Here is a 16,290-nt window from a genome sequence, read left to right as displayed (position 1 = left end):
AAGACAGCGATCCTGTTTCATTTGGGAGGCTTACGCCTATTGCCCACCCACCTGAATTAGGGAAGACCCATGTATAACCAGTATATTAGCCAAACCGCACTGCCACCCCAAGAACTGCGTTACATCAAATTCGTCCACCCTGCGCGGCGATTGTTTTGCCGGCCTCTACCAGCTTGCCCACCCCGTACTCGGGCATTTAGCAGCGCCGGGAATTTTCGGCCCCAACCGCTGCGCCCGGGCGCGCGGCAAAGTACACTGCCGCGCATGACTATGAAATGCCATACCCTGCGCAAGTGCTTGGGCCACAACTTCCTCCTGCATACGGGTGATCGCCAGCATCGTCAAGCCCTGCATCGCAGTGCTCGGGCTCAACCCCCACGCAGGGAAGGGCGGGAGGAAGTCGAGGTGATCAGCACCGTGCTGGAAAAGATCAGTGAGAACCATGGGACGGCGCTGGGCCTGGCAACCGACTTGGTGGAAAGCCGATGCAGGCAGGAGTAACCAGCGAGCCTCAGTTGGACAGGACGCTTCGCGCTCTGCATCTGGGCAAGTACTATCCACCCCATCACGGTGGCATGGAAACCTACCTCCGTGATCTGCTGGTCGCGTTGGGGGAGCTGGGCGTCAGGTGCACCGCCCTTGTGCACCGATCTGAACGCAGTCTGCGTAGCACGGAAGATACCAACATTGCCGGGGAGGAGCGGCCACGGATCGTCCGGGCCGCGGTGTGGGCAACAGTATTGTTTGCACCCCTGAGCCCAGCCTTTCCGCTCCAACTCGCCAAAATGGTCAAGGACGAGCAGCCCGACCTGCTGCACATCCACATGCCCAACCTCTCTGCGTTTTGGGCGCTGCTGTTGCCCTCGGCCCGCAAGTTGCCGTGGGTCATACACTGGCACGCCGATGTTCCCCTTACAGACCATAGTGCCGCGCTGCGCCTGATTTACCGTTTTTTCTATCGCCCCCTGGAACGCCGGCTGCTACGGCGCGCGGATGTCATAGTCGCCACCTCACCACCCTATCTGGAGTCCAGCCCGGCGTTGCAGCAATTTCGGGACAAGGCGGTGGTAGTACCACTGGGCCTGGGAGCCCAGGCCCAGAACGCATCCCGCGAATCTAACGCCATAACGCCAAGTTCCCTCAGGTTTATCGCAATCGGCAGACTCACCTACTACAAGGGCTTTTCCGTGCTCTTGCAGGCGCTGGCGGATTGCCCCGATACCACCCTGGATCTCATCGGTGAAGGCAGCGAACGGGCGGCGCTTGAGCACCTTGCCACGACCATGGGGATCAGCCACCGCGTCACACTCCACGGGGCGCTGCCGGACCCCAATATGCAGGCACTCCTGGCCAATGCAGATGTAATGTGCCTGCCTTCCATTGAGCGCACCGAGGCATTCGGGATGGTGCTGCTGGAGGCCATGGCGCAGGGCAAGGCCTGTGTTGCCACGGCCGTACCGGGCACCGGTATGGCCTGGGTGGTCAAACACGGGGAAACCGGCCTGATCGTGCCACCAAATGATGTGGGAGCTTTGGCTGCCACACTGTCCAGGCTCGCGGCAGACAGAAGCCTGGTGCACCGCCTGGGCGCCGCGGGAAAGATGCGATTTGTTGAGAAATTCCAGATTGAGCGCTCGGCAAAAGGTATACTGCAGATCTATCGTCAATCAGTCCCTTCCTGACCCATGGAGACAGCTGCAACAGCGGATACCTCACCCCGTATCGCCATCCTGATTCCCGCGTTCAATGAGGAAGCGGTAGTCGGGCAGGTGGTGGCAGCGATCCGGGAGTGCGTCGCCTACCCCGTCATCGTGATCGATGATGCCAGCACTGATGCCACCAGAGACATCGCCAAAGCCGCCGGGGCGACAGTCATCCCCCTACCCGACCAACTCGGTGCATGGGGCGCCACACAAACGGGCATGCGCTATGCACTGCGTCACGGTTTCGATATGGTGCTGACCATGGATGCCGACGGTCAGCACGAGCCGCGCTGGCTCACCGCATTGCTGGCCCCCATCCTTGATGGCCGGACCGACGTCGCCATTGGCACCTGCACGGAGCGTGGCTCGACTATGCGGCGGATCGCGTGGGTGCTGATGAAATCGACATCGGGGCTGCGCCTGGAAGACGTGACTTCAGGCTTTCGGGCCTACAACCGTGCTGCGTTGGTCACGCTGTCACAGTGGCAGGCCACATTGCTGGACTACCAGGACATCGGGGTCCTGCTACTGCTGGAGTCCCGGGGACTCAGAATACAGGACGTATCGGTTACCATGCGCGAACGGCAAGCAGGGGCATCGCGTGTTTTCTATTCCTGGCTGATGGTGGTTCATTACATGCTACATACATTGCTGCTGGGGTTTACAAAACGCCCCATGCGTACCAGTAATGGCAGCGACCCGAATAGTGGAGAGGCAAGCCAATGATTGCGTGGCTGACGGCTGTGATAGGCCTTTGTGTCGCCGGGACAATAATCCTGCTAATGCGGCGTGACCACCTGCACGCGAAGCACGGACTGGAATGGATTCTGGTAGCAATTGCTTTCGCGGGGGCGGGGCTATTCCCCGAGTTCCTGGACTCCGTGGCCGGGCGACTTGGGGTGGCCTATCCCCCCGCCCTGGCCCTGACCATCAGTATCGCTTTGCTGGTGATCAAGATCCTGCTCATGGACATTGAGCGTTCCCGGCTCGAAACCCGGTACCAGCGTCTGGTACAACGTGTCGGCATGCTGGAAACCGATCTACTGGAGGGACAGCAGAAAGAGGCGAAACCGCCCGCATCATGAGCCACTTCGCGTTGCTTATGGGTATGCTGCTACCCTGGTTCACGGGCTCAATTTTCTTATTTTCAATCAGAAAACACCTTGACCTGAGAACCAGCGCGCTACTCGGCTACGGCTTCTTCCTGGGCGCGGCCATCCTGTATTTGGTTTTGCTTGCCTGGCAGGCGACGACCGGTGCCGCCGGTTTCTGGCCCGTCGCGCTCACCTTGCTGGCACTTAGTGGAGCAGGGCTCCTTCCAAGCCGAGTTCTTGCCAAACCCCGTCCTTATGCGCACAGCGATGACAACAACACACAACACCTACGCGCAGACTGGTTGGTCGTAGCCCTGCTGGCACTGATTGGCTGCCATTTCGCGCTTATCGCGGTGGAACTTTTTTACCGCCCCGTCTTCCCCTGGGATGCCTGGCAAACCTGGATGTACCAGGCAAAGGTCTGGTTCTACTCGGGCGGACCGGTTGCGCTTGACTCCCCCGAAGAATGGATTCGAGGCAGCGGCAGCAATACCTACAATATGCAGGGCAACCACTACCCGGGGCTGGTCTCGGCGCAGTCCTACTGGGCTGCGACCGCCTTCGGCGATTGGTCCGAGACGCGGGTGAACTGGCCGACGTTTTTCTGTGGTCTGGCACTGTGCCTGGCGCTCTGGGGCCAGGCCAGAGCGGCGGGAGCGAACCCGAGAATCAGCGCCGCGGCCTGCTTTATGCTGATATCCCTGCCGCTGGTAGGGACACACTTGAGCCTGGCGGGCTACGCGGATATCTGGCTCGCGGGGTTTAGTGGACTTGGACTAATCGCAATTCTGAGAGCGCTGCTTAATCCGCACCCAGGCCAACTGGCGCTTGGTTTTGGCTTCATGGCGTTGGGGCTGCTGACCAAACACGACGCAGTGGTATGGCTGGCCTGCGGCATTGCGCTCTACTGTCTGGTGCAGCACCTGCGGGCAAGCCTGATAATCGTGGCAGCTTGCTCATTCGTAGCAACGATCATGGCGCTGGCGGGCGTTACCCTGATAACCATTCCTGGCGCAGGCCAGTTCGGCGTCGACAGCGGCACGCTTCTGTTGGGCCCACTGGGTACCTGGCCGTTGGCACCAAACAATGTAACCCCGGCCTACCTCAAACATCTGTACACGTTAGGGAGTTGGAACCTCCTTTGGTATTTTACGCCGGCAATCATCGTCGCGATCTTCACGAGCAGCCACCTCAGGTCGTTACGCGCGCCAATAGGCTGGCTGTTCTTTCTACTGATAGCTAGTCAGGCAGTAATATTCGGTCTCACCGCGGCGGGTGCGTGGGCGACCGACGGCACCGCTGCCAATCGGCTTTTGCTTCATGTTGCGCCGGTCATCGTCTTTTGGATGGTAGTTACAGTGACCAGGCTGCTCCCCGTTGACGATGGTCGCAGTAACGTGGAAAGCCTGAGACGGCCAGCCCTTGCTGCAGTACTGGCCACGGTATTTGTGGGCGCGGGAGTCCATCTATGGACTCACACCGAGGCTGAGAGCATTGAACCAAAAGTACGAAATTTCAATGGCCAAGAGCTGAGGGCAGTAATGGGCAGCGCCAGCCTGGTGGAAGGGGAAGCGCAGATAACCAAATACCAAAGCGGCGCCGCAATTCTCACCACCGGACGAACGCAGCTGAACGCGCAGCACTATCACCTCCTGAGCGTGCACGCCAACCCCGAAAACCGGAAACTGCGCACATTTTTTTGGCGCCGCACGCAGGATCCACAAAACCTGTTGGCGGTAGCACTCTCTGCTAGTGACACCAAAGTTGATTTGCGGAATGAGCCCGATTGGATGGGTATGATATCCGAAGTAGGGTTCGTGTTTCGTGAAGATAATGGTCGCAAAGCTGGATTGTCGCAGCTGACCCTGCAGTCGGCCACGCCGGCAAAGCTGTGGAGCCTCGCTACCCATCAGTGGCTTCAGAGCGAACGCTGGTCGCAGAGGTCTGCAAACGGGCTTCTCGGTGGTGCGGATGAGCCGCTAATACCGCTCCCTATTCTTGTGGGCTGCTGGCTACTGGTCAGCGTGCTCATCCTGGCCATGATCAACAGAAAACGAGGCCAGCGAGTGACCACTTTTGCCGCTTTCGCCCTGTTCGCCTGGTTAGTGGTCGATGCACGCTGGCTACACAATAGTTGGGGCCAAGCGCTGGCTACCCGGGACCACTATCGCCACGCAGAGCTGCCAGATGCGCTGGACATGGGCGAGGATGAATCAGTGGTCAGAATGGCTCAGGTGATTGTACAACACCTCGGAGAAGCACCGGTAAGAGTTGCAATAGGAATGGCATCGGAGGGAATGCGATTTGAAATGCGCAGAGCCAAGTATGCCATGTTGCCTCATGCTGGGCATGTACACGATGATGAGCTCGGCTCATGGAAAACGGAATATGCCGATGCGGCAGTAGTGCTCTACCCCAGGACACAGAGGGAACGAGACTTGCCGAAAAAAATCAAGGGTCGGAGTGGCTGGATTTACCCAACAATCAGGCTTCCAATGGGTGCATTGTATGTGGCGCCGTCGCATAATGACGAGCACCCTGACGGTTAGGGAATGTCGAGGATTGTCACCTGCGTAACAGACGCGAGAAGGCTCTAACAACACACCACAAGGACAGGCAGTGAACAAAAATTTTGCTTTGATCGGTGCCGCAGGCTATATAGCGCCGCGGCACATGCGCGCTATCGCCGATACCGGTAACGTACTGGTCGCCGCCATGGACAAAAGCGACTCGGTAGGCGTCATCGACAGCTATTTTCCGGATGCCCAGTTCTTCTCTGAGTTCGAGCGTTTCGACCGCCATATCGACAAACTGCGCCGTCGCAACAATCCGGTGGACTACATCGCCATCTGCTCGCCAAACTACCTGCACGACTCCCACACACGCTTTGCGCTGCGCTCCGATTGCGACGCTATCTGCGAGAAACCACTGGTGTTGAACCCCTGGAATATCGATGGGCTGCAGGAGATCGAGCAGGACACCGGCCGCAAGGTCAACACCATCCTGCAACTGCGCCTGCACCCTTCAATCCTGGCGCTGAAGAAAAAGGTCACCGAAGGAAAGCGAGAGGGAAAATACGATGTGGACCTCACCTACATCACCTCCCGTGGCGCCTGGTATCTCGCCTCCTGGAAGGGCGATGCGAAAAAGTCCGGCGGCATCGCCACCAATATCGGCGTACATTTCTACGATATGCTGCATTTCATTTTCGGAGCGCTGCAGCAGAACGTGGTGCATTACACTTCCGATACCACAGCCGCTGGCTACCTGGAGTACGAGAACGCGCGCGTGCGCTGGTTCCTCTCCATCGATGCCAACAACCTACCGGCCGCTGTGGCGGAAAAAGGTCAACGCACCTACCGTAGCATCACCGCCAATACCGAGGAGATCGAGTTTTCCGGCGGCTTTACTGACCTGCACATCCAGAGTTACGAGCAAATACTGGCCGGCAAAGGCTTCGGGCTGGAAGATAACCGCGTTGCCATCGAGACCGTGGCCAATATCCGCAATGCCACACCGCTGGGGCTGACTGGCGACTACCATCCATTCATCAAGAACCTGGCGGCAGACTGAGCGCGATGGACTATCAGGTGCATGCAAGCGCGATCGTAGATGAAGGCGCCACCATAGGCGCCGGCAGCCGGGTCTGGCACTGGGTCCATGTGTGTGGCGGGGCGAGGGTCGGCCAAGGCTGCAGCCTGGGACAGAACGTCTTTGTTGGAAACCGCGTGTTAATCGGCAACAACGTCAAGATACAGAACAATGTCTCGGTCTACGACAACGTGACGCTGGAAGATGACGTGTTCTGCGGCCCCTCTATGGTATTCACCAATGTCTACAATCCACGGTCGGCAGTTTCGCGCAAGGACGAGTACCGCGACACACTGGTAAAGCAGGGCGCCACTCTGGGCGCCAACTGCACAATTATCTGCGGAGCCACCGTGGGCCGTTTCGCCTTTGTCGCAGCCGGGGCCGTGGTTAACCGCGATGTGCCGGACTTCGCGCTGGTAGTCGGTGTGCCTGCACGAAAGGTTGGCTGGATGAGCCGCTTTGGCGAACAGCTCGATCTGCCGCTCAATGGCGCCGGCGAAGCGCGCTGCATCCATACCGGGGAGGTTTACCGCCTGGTAAACGGTGTCTGTAGCCTGGCTGATGCTTGAATAGGCCTGCACGCAACACGACAGATAACAGCAGGAGCTATCCGCTTGGAGTTTATCGATCTTAAAAGCCAGTACCAGCGTCTGCAGGCCCGCATCGATGCCCGCATAAAGACGGTACTCGCGCACGGGCAGTTCATCCTGGGCCCGGAAGTTCGCGAGCTGGAGCAGCAACTGGCCGAATACTGCGGCGTACGCCACGCAATCGGTGTCGCCAACGGCACCGACGCCCTGCAGCTTGCGCTGATGGCGCTCGAAGTCGGCCCCGGGGATGCCGTCCTCACCACGGCCTTTTCTTTTTTCGCCACCGCCGAAGTGATCCCCCTCGTTGGCGCGCGCCCCATATTTGTAGATGTGCAGGAGGATAGTTTCAATCTTGATCCCGCTGCGCTGGAACAAGCCATAACCGTGCACGATGCGACGCGTCAGGGTAAACTGAAAGCCGTCATCGCCGTTGACCTGTTCGGTCTGCCCGCCGACTACCCGCGCCTGGAAGCGATCTGTAAAAAGCACAATCTCCACCTAATCGAGGACGCCGCGCAGTCCTTCGGCGGCGCCATAGGCACACGCAAGGCCGGAAGCTTCGGCGATATTTCCACCACCAGCTTCTTCCCCGCCAAGCCGCTCGGCTGTTATGGAGATGGTGGCGCCGTATTCACCAATTCTGATGAGCTGGCCACCGCGCTCAAATCCCTGCGCGTACACGGTAAAGGTACGGATAAATATGACAATGTCAGGATTGGGCTAAACAGCCGCTTGGATACCCTGCAGGCGGCCATACTGCTTGAAAAGTTGCCGGTGCTGGATGAAGAACGCGAGCGCAAGCAAGAGTTTCTGGAGCGATATAACGAAAGTCTGCAGGGCGCGTTTGCCCTACCACGGATACCGGACGGGTATGTCAGTGCAATTGCGCAATATACGCTACGCGTGGAGTCTGGACAGCGGTCGGCGCTGCAGAATAGACTCAGGAATGTCGGCGTTCCGACACAGATATATTACCACAGAGCACTGCATCGCCAGCCCGCACTGCAAGCGTATGCCCATAAGGCACATTGCCCTGTCTCCGACAGATTGAGCGAGCAGGTGCTTAGCTTGCCCATCCACGCCTACATGACTAATCATGAACAGGACAATGTAATCGAGGCTTTGCTGGGCCGCTTCCCATGACCCGGGTAGTGATGGTAGTCAACAATCCCGCCACATCGGACTATCGTGTGGTGAAATCGGCCGAGGCGCTGGTCGCCGACGGCTATGACTGTCATGTGCTCGGTGTACTGCGGCCAGGGTATGCATCGCAGGAAGTGATTAATGGCGTTACCTATCATCGGGTGCGTCTCCGTGTGGGGCTGGCCAGCCTTCTGATAGGCTTCTTCCCCGAAATCGTACGTTACCTGGAGAAGCCGCCGCGAAAATTTGTTGAAGGGCCGGAGCAGGGACGAAGCTTGCTTGGCTTGCTCCTTGCGATCCTCATTCGACTATGCCGCACTGCCACCGCGCTGGTGTTCAAGACTCTGTTGTCTGTGGCCGTAGTGCTGTTGGTAAGCGCTGCAGTTGCAGGATTTTTTATATTCTACTTCGCAGCGATACCTTATCTGGCGATTCGCTTCCTTTCTGTTGCCGTCAGTACTGTAATCAAATCAATACGCAGTATTCTCACCGGCAAGCAGTCGTCCTACCGGATCGTAGCCAGCAGTTTAGCCCTGCTTTTCAATTCAGTTGTCGCGAAAACGCGAAGCGATACGATACGTGTGCGCAGTGTTGCGAATAACGGAGAGCGCGGTCTAAAGACAGCGCTGCGAAGAATGCGGTCATTCAATCGCAAGACGATAGCAGGGTTGCCTTTTTTTGCTAAGTTACATCTGAAGCTGCGAGTTGTTATCCATCAGAGGATCAACAAGCTTAGACCACAGATTTCGCCTATTGGAGTACGCTATTTACAAGGGCGCCACCTTGCCTCGTGGTATAGGCCCCTGCTGGACCTGCGGGCGGATGTTTATCACGCACATGAACTCTGGAGCCTGCAGGCCTGCGCCATGGCTGCCAAAGCCATAAAAGCGAAACTTGTTTATGACTCGCATGAATTGGAGGCGCATAGAAATAATGATTGGTGTAAGGCATCGAACGCCACCCGCATCCACTACGAAAAGCGGTATATTCGTCAGGCCGACGCAGTAATCTCAGTGTCTTCCGGATGTGCAGATGAGATACGCAGAAGCTATGGTCTTGAAAAGGTGCATTTGCTTCGGAATACACCACTACTTGGCACATTGACGCCTTCAGGGACAAATTTGCGCACCTGCTTTGGTCTGGACGATGACACGCCATTAATGGTGTATACCGGTTCGGTGACAATCAATCGCGGGCTAGAACTGGTGCTTAAGGCTTTACAGGAGTTGCCCCAATTCCACCTTGTTACGGTGGGACCATGGAATCAGTCAGTGCAAGACAAACTTCTGACACTGGCACAGACATTGGGTGTCAGGGAGCAATTTCATAGCTACCCCAAAGTGCCACCGGAAGAACTGATTGATCTTATTTCAACTGCTGACCTAGCCATCATCCCCATCCAGAACGCGTGCCTGAGCTACTACTACTGTCTTCCTAACAAGCTTTTTGAGGCTGCATTCGCTGGCCTACCAATTGTTGCCTCGAATCTTCCCGATATGCGCGAGTTTATTCTTGGTAATGAGCTTGGCTGCGTCTTTGACAGTGACGATCCGGAAGCGCTGGCTGAAGCGGTGGCAACAACGTATGCGCGACGTGCTGAATATAAAAGTGAGCAGAGCACAGAATGGCTGCGTAAGAGATACTGTTTCGAGCAAGAGCGAAATGTACTAACCGGTATCTACGATGAGATCGCGGGGCACGCGGTCGAGTAAAGAATCAAAACCGAAGTTATTGCGCATTCTGTCAACAACCACCTCACTTTTCGGCGCAGGAAACAGAATCCTCCAGCCTCTTATCTGGCTATACTTTGCAAAACGGGAGCACAAGGAATGACGGGCAAAGAGTTGTTCAACGAGGCAACACAACATTTCAGGAATGGAGACTACCAAGCCGCCACTGCCTCCTATCGGGCGGCCCTTGTTCTTGAACCTGGCCGGGCGACTTGGCACGCGGCACTCGGGGCCTGTCTGATGCGCTTGGACTCTGCAAGTGAAGCCGCTGCGGCCTACGAGACGGCGTTGTCCCTCGACCCGACAGAGGCGAAGTTTTATGCTGGCCTAGGCCAGTCAGCACTGCGTGCCGAGGAATTTAAACAAGCGCGCGATGCCTTTTCTGAGGCTATTCGACTTGAATCAAACGTTGCAAGCTGGCATTCCGGTCTTGGTCAGAGCCTGATGAAGCTAGACTCACCGGCTGCTGCGCAAGCGGCTTTTCGGGCGGCGCTCGCACTTACACCAGATAACGCAGCTTTGCATGTCGCATGCGGACGGGCCAGCATGGCAGCGTGTGATCTTGCGGCGGCCGAGGAAGCGTTCCGGGCTGCACTAGCACTCGATCCGACAACTCCCAGCGCGCACGTTGGGCTCGCCAGTCTCGCCGAACGTCACGACGATCCGCAGAGGGCTGTTTTCCATCGCCGCCACGCTGTGACGTTGCGTCCAGAGCAAGCCGCTTGGCATGTCGCCCTTGCGCGGCAACTCATTCAGATAGGAGAGACGGGCGAAGCCATGAAGAGTTTGCGAGTTGCATTAGAACTGCAGCCATCAAACGCGGACTGGAAAGCTATTTTGCAAGAGCTTGAAACATGGGGAGAAGGGGATAACTGGACCGAGCGCGATGTCTCTGCAGCTTATTATGACGCCATCTATTCTTCATCCGAGAAATACGCGCTGGATGCGGAACTCTCAATCTACTACCCCATCTGGGAACGCGTCCGTGCGCTGATCCTGATCCGGAAAGCAAAAACAGTTTTGGATGTAGGCTGCGGCCCAGGTCAGTTCGCAGAGATACTATGCCGAGAGACTGACATTAATTATTACGGTTTTGACTTCAGCAAGATCGCCATCGAAAAAGCTAACGCCAAAGGTATAGCCAATGCCACTTTCGATCGCGACGACGCACGCAAAACAGATGTGTTCAATCGACACCGGACCGATGCGATCATCTGCACCGAAGTACTTGAACATGTTGCACATGATCTTGAGCTTGTCGGCCGATTTACTTCCGGTGTATTCTGCGTCTGTTCGGTTCCGAGTTTCTATTCCTTCAGCCATCTTCGCTATTTCACCGATACCGATCAGGTGGAGATGCGCTATGGAGCGTTGTTTAAATCGCTGACGGTCGAGGCATTCTCGATGCCCGGCACTGAACATCAGATGTTCCTGTTCTATGGTGAGAGAGTTGAGTGATGACCGAAGACCTCCTAATGCAGCCCTGCCGCGAGGAGAGCGCACCGCGTCACGTCCGGGCAGTGATGAACCCCTGGAACGAGCCCGAGAAACTGATTTTGAAACGCCGCCTGGACGGGGGACTTGCTAAATAGCATTAGGGAATTTGTGAATTAATGTCCTTTCGAACCATAATTTGATTGTTGCTCCTTGTACAAATTATGTGAAGCGGCTTAGCTTTGTCGACCTGGAATGCGACTGCAAAAAGCCCAAGACCCGACGCGGGAAGTTCCTGGAGCTTATGGATTCCCAGATTCCCTGGCGGCGGCTGTTCAAGACGCTCTTCCCGGTTTTGTGTGGGCTGACCGGCTCGGATAACCTAAAAGCTGGCTCCGAGTTGAGTTCAGCCATTGCGCGAGCGGGTGCTCTACCGACGGATTCTCGGCATCCAGACACCGCGGGAAGACTTTGACGGAAAAGTCGACCTGCCCGGAAGCGGTATCACGGTTCGTATTCAGCACTCCAGCGAAGGCCTGGCCTGTCCCGAATGCGGTACGAGCAGAGCGCCTGATCAAGGACGCCAAACGGAAAGTCGTACTGATTCTCGACAGCTGCCGCACACAAGGGAAAATCGAGGCGCTCAATTTGCCGCCCTACTCATCAAAACTGAATTCGGATGAACACATGAACCTTGGCCTCAAGGCCGTTGTACGTGGCGGGCCGCCTACCAGGAATAGGGACGAAACTAAAGCCAAGGCCATCGCTCACTGGCACACGCTCCAGAATTTGCCAGGTAGAGTCGAAAATATTCTGCGGATAAGTCAATCTGATATGCGGATTATGCTTGTACTAAAAGACATCTCTCACTGCCATCAGACACGGAGGCTGACATGGTGAGCAGCGGCACAACAATGCCGTTCTTTCATCTGGCTTTGCAAGATAAAGTAACCTACTGGATTCGATACCTCTTGCAGACAGCGATAGAACAGGTCGTAGAGGTCGACTTGGATCCCTTCGTCGCCTACCATGACTTTACCAACTAGGCTACAGGAACATGGCCCACAACTACTAGCTCAGTAGCGAATTTTTACGGTCATTGGTTCGGCCAAGGTTCAATTGCCCACGAACCTCAACAACTAAGAAATATATGTAAGGAAAAAGGTAAAGTGATGATAAAACGTTATCTCCTACCGCAGAGTGTGTTTCGAGGGATTAGTTCTTATTCGAATATCTTTAGATCTATTTTAGTCGATGCCTTCAACGTCTCAACGGTAAACTCTCTCGCGGTAATTGTGTACGCATTACTGGGTATTTTTTTTCAAATGGCTGCCATTCTACTTTTAATGGCTTTGGTAAATGGCGAGGCCACTATTTCTGTCCCTGCAAAGGTTGCTGGCTTGCACATTCCAGAGCCTTTTAGGTTTCAGGTTTCATTATTCGTTTCGTCCTTAGCCATATTTTTCTCTTTTGTGATGTCCGCCATGTTAATTTATTGTTCTGGTGCAAAAGCACTCAGCTTATCTACGGCTTATGAGAAACATACTACCGCGAAAGCTATTCTTGCCTTGAAACGTCGCTTCGCTAGTACCAAGAACCCTAAGGAGAGAGCTGATTACTCAGGTTTGTCGCTTATCGCACTGGGTTATCCAAGGATCATGGGGAGGGTGTTGCGCATGGTACTAGCCATTCCGCAGCATCTCTTGCCAGCAATATTTTCTGGCTGCCTGATGCTCTATCTAAATTCAATACTCACGTTCGTAGTTCTTCTGATTCTTATGTTCTCCTTTTTGGCTCAGTATCTGGTAAATCATAGAGGTGCGCGCTTTGGTTACGAGTTTCAAGTTAGTGCAAGCCCAGCCAGAAGCGTTAAACGGGAAATTATGAGCCTAGCGATACTGAACCAGATAGATGATAAGGAAATAGCGCAAGAGCTCGAAAAGGAGGAAATTAAGAAAGATGCAGAAAGTTACGCAAATAGACTAAAAGTCCTCAACGAGTCCGCCTTGATAGGCGGACTTGGGATGGGATTGATTATCCTCGCATTGATCTCTTCCTTGACGCTCTTTGGTAAGGATGGTCTTCGAGATTACAACTGGTCTGCTTACTTTTCTTACGTGATATTAACTCTGTACTTCTTGAGGTCATGTCAGGGCGTTATCCAACTTGTTACCAGCATAAGTTGTTTCCATCATCAGATAACGACGTATCTGACTGAGGTGACTAAACCTAGTACTACAGCAAATCGAGGAAGATAATTGATCGTGATTTGTGATCGTTTTCAGGCTGGCTCTCTTAGTCCAGTGTAATAGTAATAGATCTCCTTCGGCTGTAATTAGGAACTTCATTAGTGGAGAGCATCATAGGTGGGGCGTGTCTTCGGAATGTTGCGATGCAATATGCCTCGGGATGGCCTTTAGGCTGCTGAGTTAATAAATGCGAATATTACTTGCATGCTTGTTAAAACCGGAACATTGTCCGCGCGCGCGCCGGTTTGCAGATCTGCTGTCCGGATCGCACTCGGTTACGTTGTTGTCCGGTGGAGTTTACGACAGCGACAGTGTCAAAAACCTTGCAATCTCGAAATGGCGCACGGGCCCTGTGGAGAAGCTATATGCCTTTGTTCTGCTACTGACGGGTTCTTTCGAGCGGTATCTGCAAAGGAAGAATTTTTGTTCATCCGTGGCCGACGACTATGACCTGGTCTTCTGCCACGATGCCTTGCTTCTTCCCGATCTCATCATGCGGTGCAGCTCGGCCAGGATGATTCTGGATGCGCGTGAATATTATCCTCGCCAGTTTGAAAACAAAATCGTCTGGCGCCTCAGCTTCGCTCGGCTATACCACTGGATTTTTGCAAATTTTCTGCAGAAAATTCACAAGGGCATCACGGTCTCGGCGGGCGTCGCCAACCTGTATGAGCAGCAATACAAGGTCCGCTTCGATGTTGTTCCAGGCTATCCGGCGTTCCACGATATTCACCCCACGCCCGTGAATAGACGGGGCATTCGTCTGGTGCACCACGGCGTGTCTAACGCCAATCGCTCACTCGATGTGATGATTGAGGCGGTACAGCTTCTGCCACAGGAGTACTCGCTAGATATGTATTTGGTGCCTGCGGATCAGCGCAGCTTTGAGGGTCTCTGTCGGAAGGCCGGGCGGGCGCAGCGCGTTCGCATTCTGCCGCCGGTGGCACCGGACGAAATTATCCCTACTCTGAATTCCTCAGACATTGGCCTATTCGTGTCGCCACCGGCGACAGTGAATCTACAGAATGCTCTGCCGAACAAGTTCTTCGAGTTCATTCAGGCACGCCTCGCAGTGGTGGTGACGCCCCTAAAGGAGGTGAGTGAGCGGGTGCTGGAGTATAATGTTGGCGTTGTCACGGAAGATTTTTCCGCTGAGGCGATCGCGGCCGCCATTCAGGCAATGGATGTAGCAGCCTTAACCTACTATAAACAACAAAGCCACGCGCAGGCGCGTGAATTATCAATGCTGGCCTTGCGCGGGAAACTGGAGGCGCTGGTGCGCGATGACTGATCACCGGACTCATCCGACTCCGGCACTGCGGACATGGTGTCTTATATCTTGCACTTCCCAGCCGGTTCGGCAAATTTAAGCATAGCGGCCCGCAGTACCAAAATCAGGTACTGCGTCTGGGTGCGGCGGCTGAAGCCGGCGATAAAGCTTTCATCGCGCGGCCCACCGCGCTGTGGTAAACCGTCGGCCAGGCTCTTCAGAGCCCGGCAGATCTCAGCGGGCGTATTATCCACTATCTTACCAGCTCCGGTCTGCGACAGAAACTGCGCGTCACTGGCGTCGCTTTGCCCCAGAAACAGCACCGGCGGACCACTGGCGGCGTATTCAAACAATTTGCAGGGAACGATGCCACCATAACTGCAGGCACCGGGGCGCGCGCCTATATAGAGCAGCGCCTGTGCATGCTGCTGCGCCGTGCGGGCGGCATCGGGTGAAAGCAGGCCGAGCAGTGTGACCTGATCCTCACAACCGTGGCTCTCAATCAGCGGTAAGAGCACATCGACATTGCCACCCGCAAATGCCAACAGCACTTGCCCTGCCTGTACGGGATGCTGCTTGCGCAGCTGTGCCAACGCGACGAAAAGGGCTTCCACATCTTGGTGTTCTGGATACAGGGTGCCGGTGTACAACAAGATTTTGCGCCCGGTCTGCGGCAGTGGGGAAGGCAGTGGTGCAATCTCCTCCAGCGGTCGGAAGCCATTGCAGACGACGTGAATGTTGGGAAGGTCATGATCGCGCCGCAGGACGTCGGCTAGACCGTCCGACACGGTGCTGACGAGATCGGCGTGGCGCAGCAGGTTTTTCTCCATGGTACGCTCGATGAGGGTAAAAGGAAACAGCCCTTTGTACAGATGGTGCCGCGTCCACAGATCGCGAAAGTCCGCCGCCCACAGCAGGCATTTACCCGTGCGCTGGGCGTAGCGACCAAGGCGCAAGCACGAATACGGTGCGTAAGAGCTGATGACGATATCCCAGCCTGGCTGCGCGTTGATCCAACGCCTGGCGGGGCGACACCATAGGTCGGTCATGTCGGGCATTCGCCCGAGATAGCCCAAGCCGCGCCGAATGCGGAAGCGGTTCAGCGCGCGCGCCGTTTTCCACAGTAAATCACTCTGTTTTTTTCCCGCAGCTGTATTGCGGCCTTCTACAGCATGATGTGAGTGGGGTTCCTGAAACCCAGTGGGCGCGCGCAGGAACCCGAGCCTGCTTTCGATTGCCTGCTGCACCGGGGAGACCACGCGGTGCACCGTGACGCCAGGCAGTGTTTCTTTGTAGGGGACGGCAGACTCGCCGGTCAACACATCCACTCCGTATCCAGCTTCGCCGAGATAACGCGCAAAGCACCATATACGCTCCGAGGCTACCGAGGCAAGGGGCGGGTAGTTCCAGGAAATGATCAATACGCGCATTGCTGAATTATCGTCCTGTCAAACCCCGGCGCTAACCCGACTAATTGAGGCAGAAA

Annotated in this window: 12 protein-coding genes and 1 pseudogene; 12 read left to right on the top strand and 1 reads right to left on the bottom strand. The window is 55.6% G+C overall.

Annotation, left to right across the window (positions count from 1 at the left end; genetic code table 11):
* The first annotated feature begins 485 nt into the window (after window positions 1-485).
* The 12 genes and pseudogenes from Q6D67_RS05295 (at window position 486) to Q6D67_RS05245 (ending at window position 14,825) form a co-directional block, all read left to right on the top strand.
* Window positions 486-1,682 carry a glycosyltransferase gene (locus Q6D67_RS05295; RefSeq protein ID WP_304704540.1) on the top strand — a complete coding sequence of 399 codons (1,197 nt, stop codon included), beginning with the start codon at window positions 486-488 and terminating at the stop codon, window positions 1,680-1,682.
* 3 nt (window positions 1,683-1,685) lie between these two features.
* The gene (locus tag Q6D67_RS05290; protein ID WP_304704539.1) at window positions 1,686-2,429 is read left to right on the top strand and encodes a glycosyltransferase family 2 protein; all 744 of its coding nucleotides are present in this window, start codon (window positions 1,686-1,688) and stop codon (window positions 2,427-2,429) included.
* Window positions 2,426-2,788: a DUF2304 domain-containing protein gene (locus Q6D67_RS05285; protein ID WP_304704538.1), complete on the top strand. Its 363-nt coding sequence runs from the start codon at window positions 2,426-2,428 to the stop codon at window positions 2,786-2,788. Before Q6D67_RS05290 ends, Q6D67_RS05285 begins: the two co-directional genes overlap by 4 nt.
* Window positions 2,785-5,346, top strand: a complete 2,562-nt coding sequence (locus Q6D67_RS05280; RefSeq protein WP_304704537.1) for a hypothetical protein — start codon at window positions 2,785-2,787, stop codon at window positions 5,344-5,346. The genes Q6D67_RS05285 and Q6D67_RS05280 overlap by 4 nt, the downstream gene beginning before the upstream one ends.
* A 70-nt stretch (window positions 5,347-5,416) precedes the next feature.
* Window positions 5,417-6,370: a Gfo/Idh/MocA family protein gene (locus tag Q6D67_RS05275; protein ID WP_304704536.1), complete on the top strand. Its 954-nt coding sequence runs from the start codon at window positions 5,417-5,419 to the stop codon at window positions 6,368-6,370.
* Between the two features lie 5 nt (window positions 6,371-6,375).
* Window positions 6,376-6,510: pseudogene (locus Q6D67_RS21735) on the top strand (N-acetyltransferase); the annotation flags it as partial.
* A gap of 15 nt (window positions 6,511-6,525) precedes the next feature.
* Entirely contained in the window at window positions 6,526-6,957 is a 432-nt protein-coding gene (locus tag Q6D67_RS05270) for an acyltransferase (RefSeq protein WP_370551924.1), read from the top strand.
* A gap of 45 nt (window positions 6,958-7,002) precedes the next feature.
* Entirely contained in the window at window positions 7,003-8,121 is a 1,119-nt protein-coding gene (locus Q6D67_RS05265; protein ID WP_304704534.1) for a DegT/DnrJ/EryC1/StrS aminotransferase family protein, read from the top strand.
* Window positions 8,118-9,833 carry a glycosyltransferase family 4 protein gene (locus Q6D67_RS05260; protein ID WP_304704533.1) on the top strand — a complete coding sequence of 572 codons (1,716 nt, stop codon included), beginning with the start codon at window positions 8,118-8,120 and terminating at the stop codon, window positions 9,831-9,833. The genes Q6D67_RS05265 and Q6D67_RS05260 overlap by 4 nt, the downstream gene beginning before the upstream one ends.
* Before the next feature lie 117 nt (window positions 9,834-9,950).
* Window positions 9,951-11,309: a class I SAM-dependent methyltransferase gene (locus Q6D67_RS05255; RefSeq protein WP_304704532.1), complete on the top strand. Its 1,359-nt coding sequence runs from the start codon at window positions 9,951-9,953 to the stop codon at window positions 11,307-11,309.
* A 1,145-nt stretch (window positions 11,310-12,454) separates the two neighbouring features.
* Window positions 12,455-13,543, top strand: coding sequence for a hypothetical protein (locus tag Q6D67_RS05250; protein WP_304704531.1), 1,089 nt, complete (start codon window positions 12,455-12,457; stop codon window positions 13,541-13,543).
* A 178-nt stretch (window positions 13,544-13,721) separates the two neighbouring features.
* Window positions 13,722-14,825: a glycosyltransferase gene (locus Q6D67_RS05245; protein ID WP_304704530.1), complete on the top strand. Its 1,104-nt coding sequence runs from the start codon at window positions 13,722-13,724 to the stop codon at window positions 14,823-14,825.
* Window positions 14,826-14,866: 41 nt separating this feature from the next.
* On the opposite strand, the gene Q6D67_RS05240 is transcribed toward Q6D67_RS05245, so the two are convergent.
* Complete coding sequence (locus Q6D67_RS05240) at window positions 14,867-16,234, bottom strand: glycosyltransferase (RefSeq protein WP_304704529.1); 1,368 nt, start codon at window positions 16,232-16,234, stop codon at window positions 14,867-14,869.
* Window positions 16,235-16,290: the final 56 nt, after the last annotated feature.

Source organism: Haliea sp. E1-2-M8, assembly GCF_030649675.1.
Classification (GTDB): Bacteria; Pseudomonadota; Gammaproteobacteria; order Pseudomonadales; family Halieaceae; genus Haliea.
The sequence above is the reverse complement of the archived record's forward strand: the minus strand, read 5'-3'. Positions and strand labels throughout refer to the sequence as shown.

Excerpts from the sequence above, each read along its gene's own strand:
- Q6D67_RS05285 (WP_304704538.1), top strand. The coding sequence starts at position 2,426 with ATGATTGCGTGGCTGACGGCTGTGATAGGCCTTTGTGTCGCCGGGACA.
- Q6D67_RS05290 (WP_304704539.1), top strand. The coding sequence starts at position 1,686 with ATGGAGACAGCTGCAACAGCGGATACCTCACCCCGTATCGCCATCCTG.
- Q6D67_RS05295 (WP_304704540.1), top strand. The coding sequence starts at position 486 with ATGCAGGCAGGAGTAACCAGCGAGCCTCAGTTGGACAGGACGCTTCGC.
- Q6D67_RS05255 (WP_304704532.1), top strand. The coding sequence starts at position 9,951 with ATGACGGGCAAAGAGTTGTTCAACGAGGCAACACAACATTTCAGGAAT.
- Q6D67_RS05240 (WP_304704529.1), bottom strand. The coding sequence starts at position 16,234 with ATGCGCGTATTGATCATTTCCTGGAACTACCCGCCCCTTGCCTCGGTA.
- Q6D67_RS05280 (WP_304704537.1), top strand. The coding sequence starts at position 2,785 with ATGAGCCACTTCGCGTTGCTTATGGGTATGCTGCTACCCTGGTTCACG.
- Q6D67_RS05260 (WP_304704533.1), top strand. The coding sequence starts at position 8,118 with ATGACCCGGGTAGTGATGGTAGTCAACAATCCCGCCACATCGGACTAT.
- Q6D67_RS05245 (WP_304704530.1), top strand. The coding sequence starts at position 13,722 with ATGCGAATATTACTTGCATGCTTGTTAAAACCGGAACATTGTCCGCGC.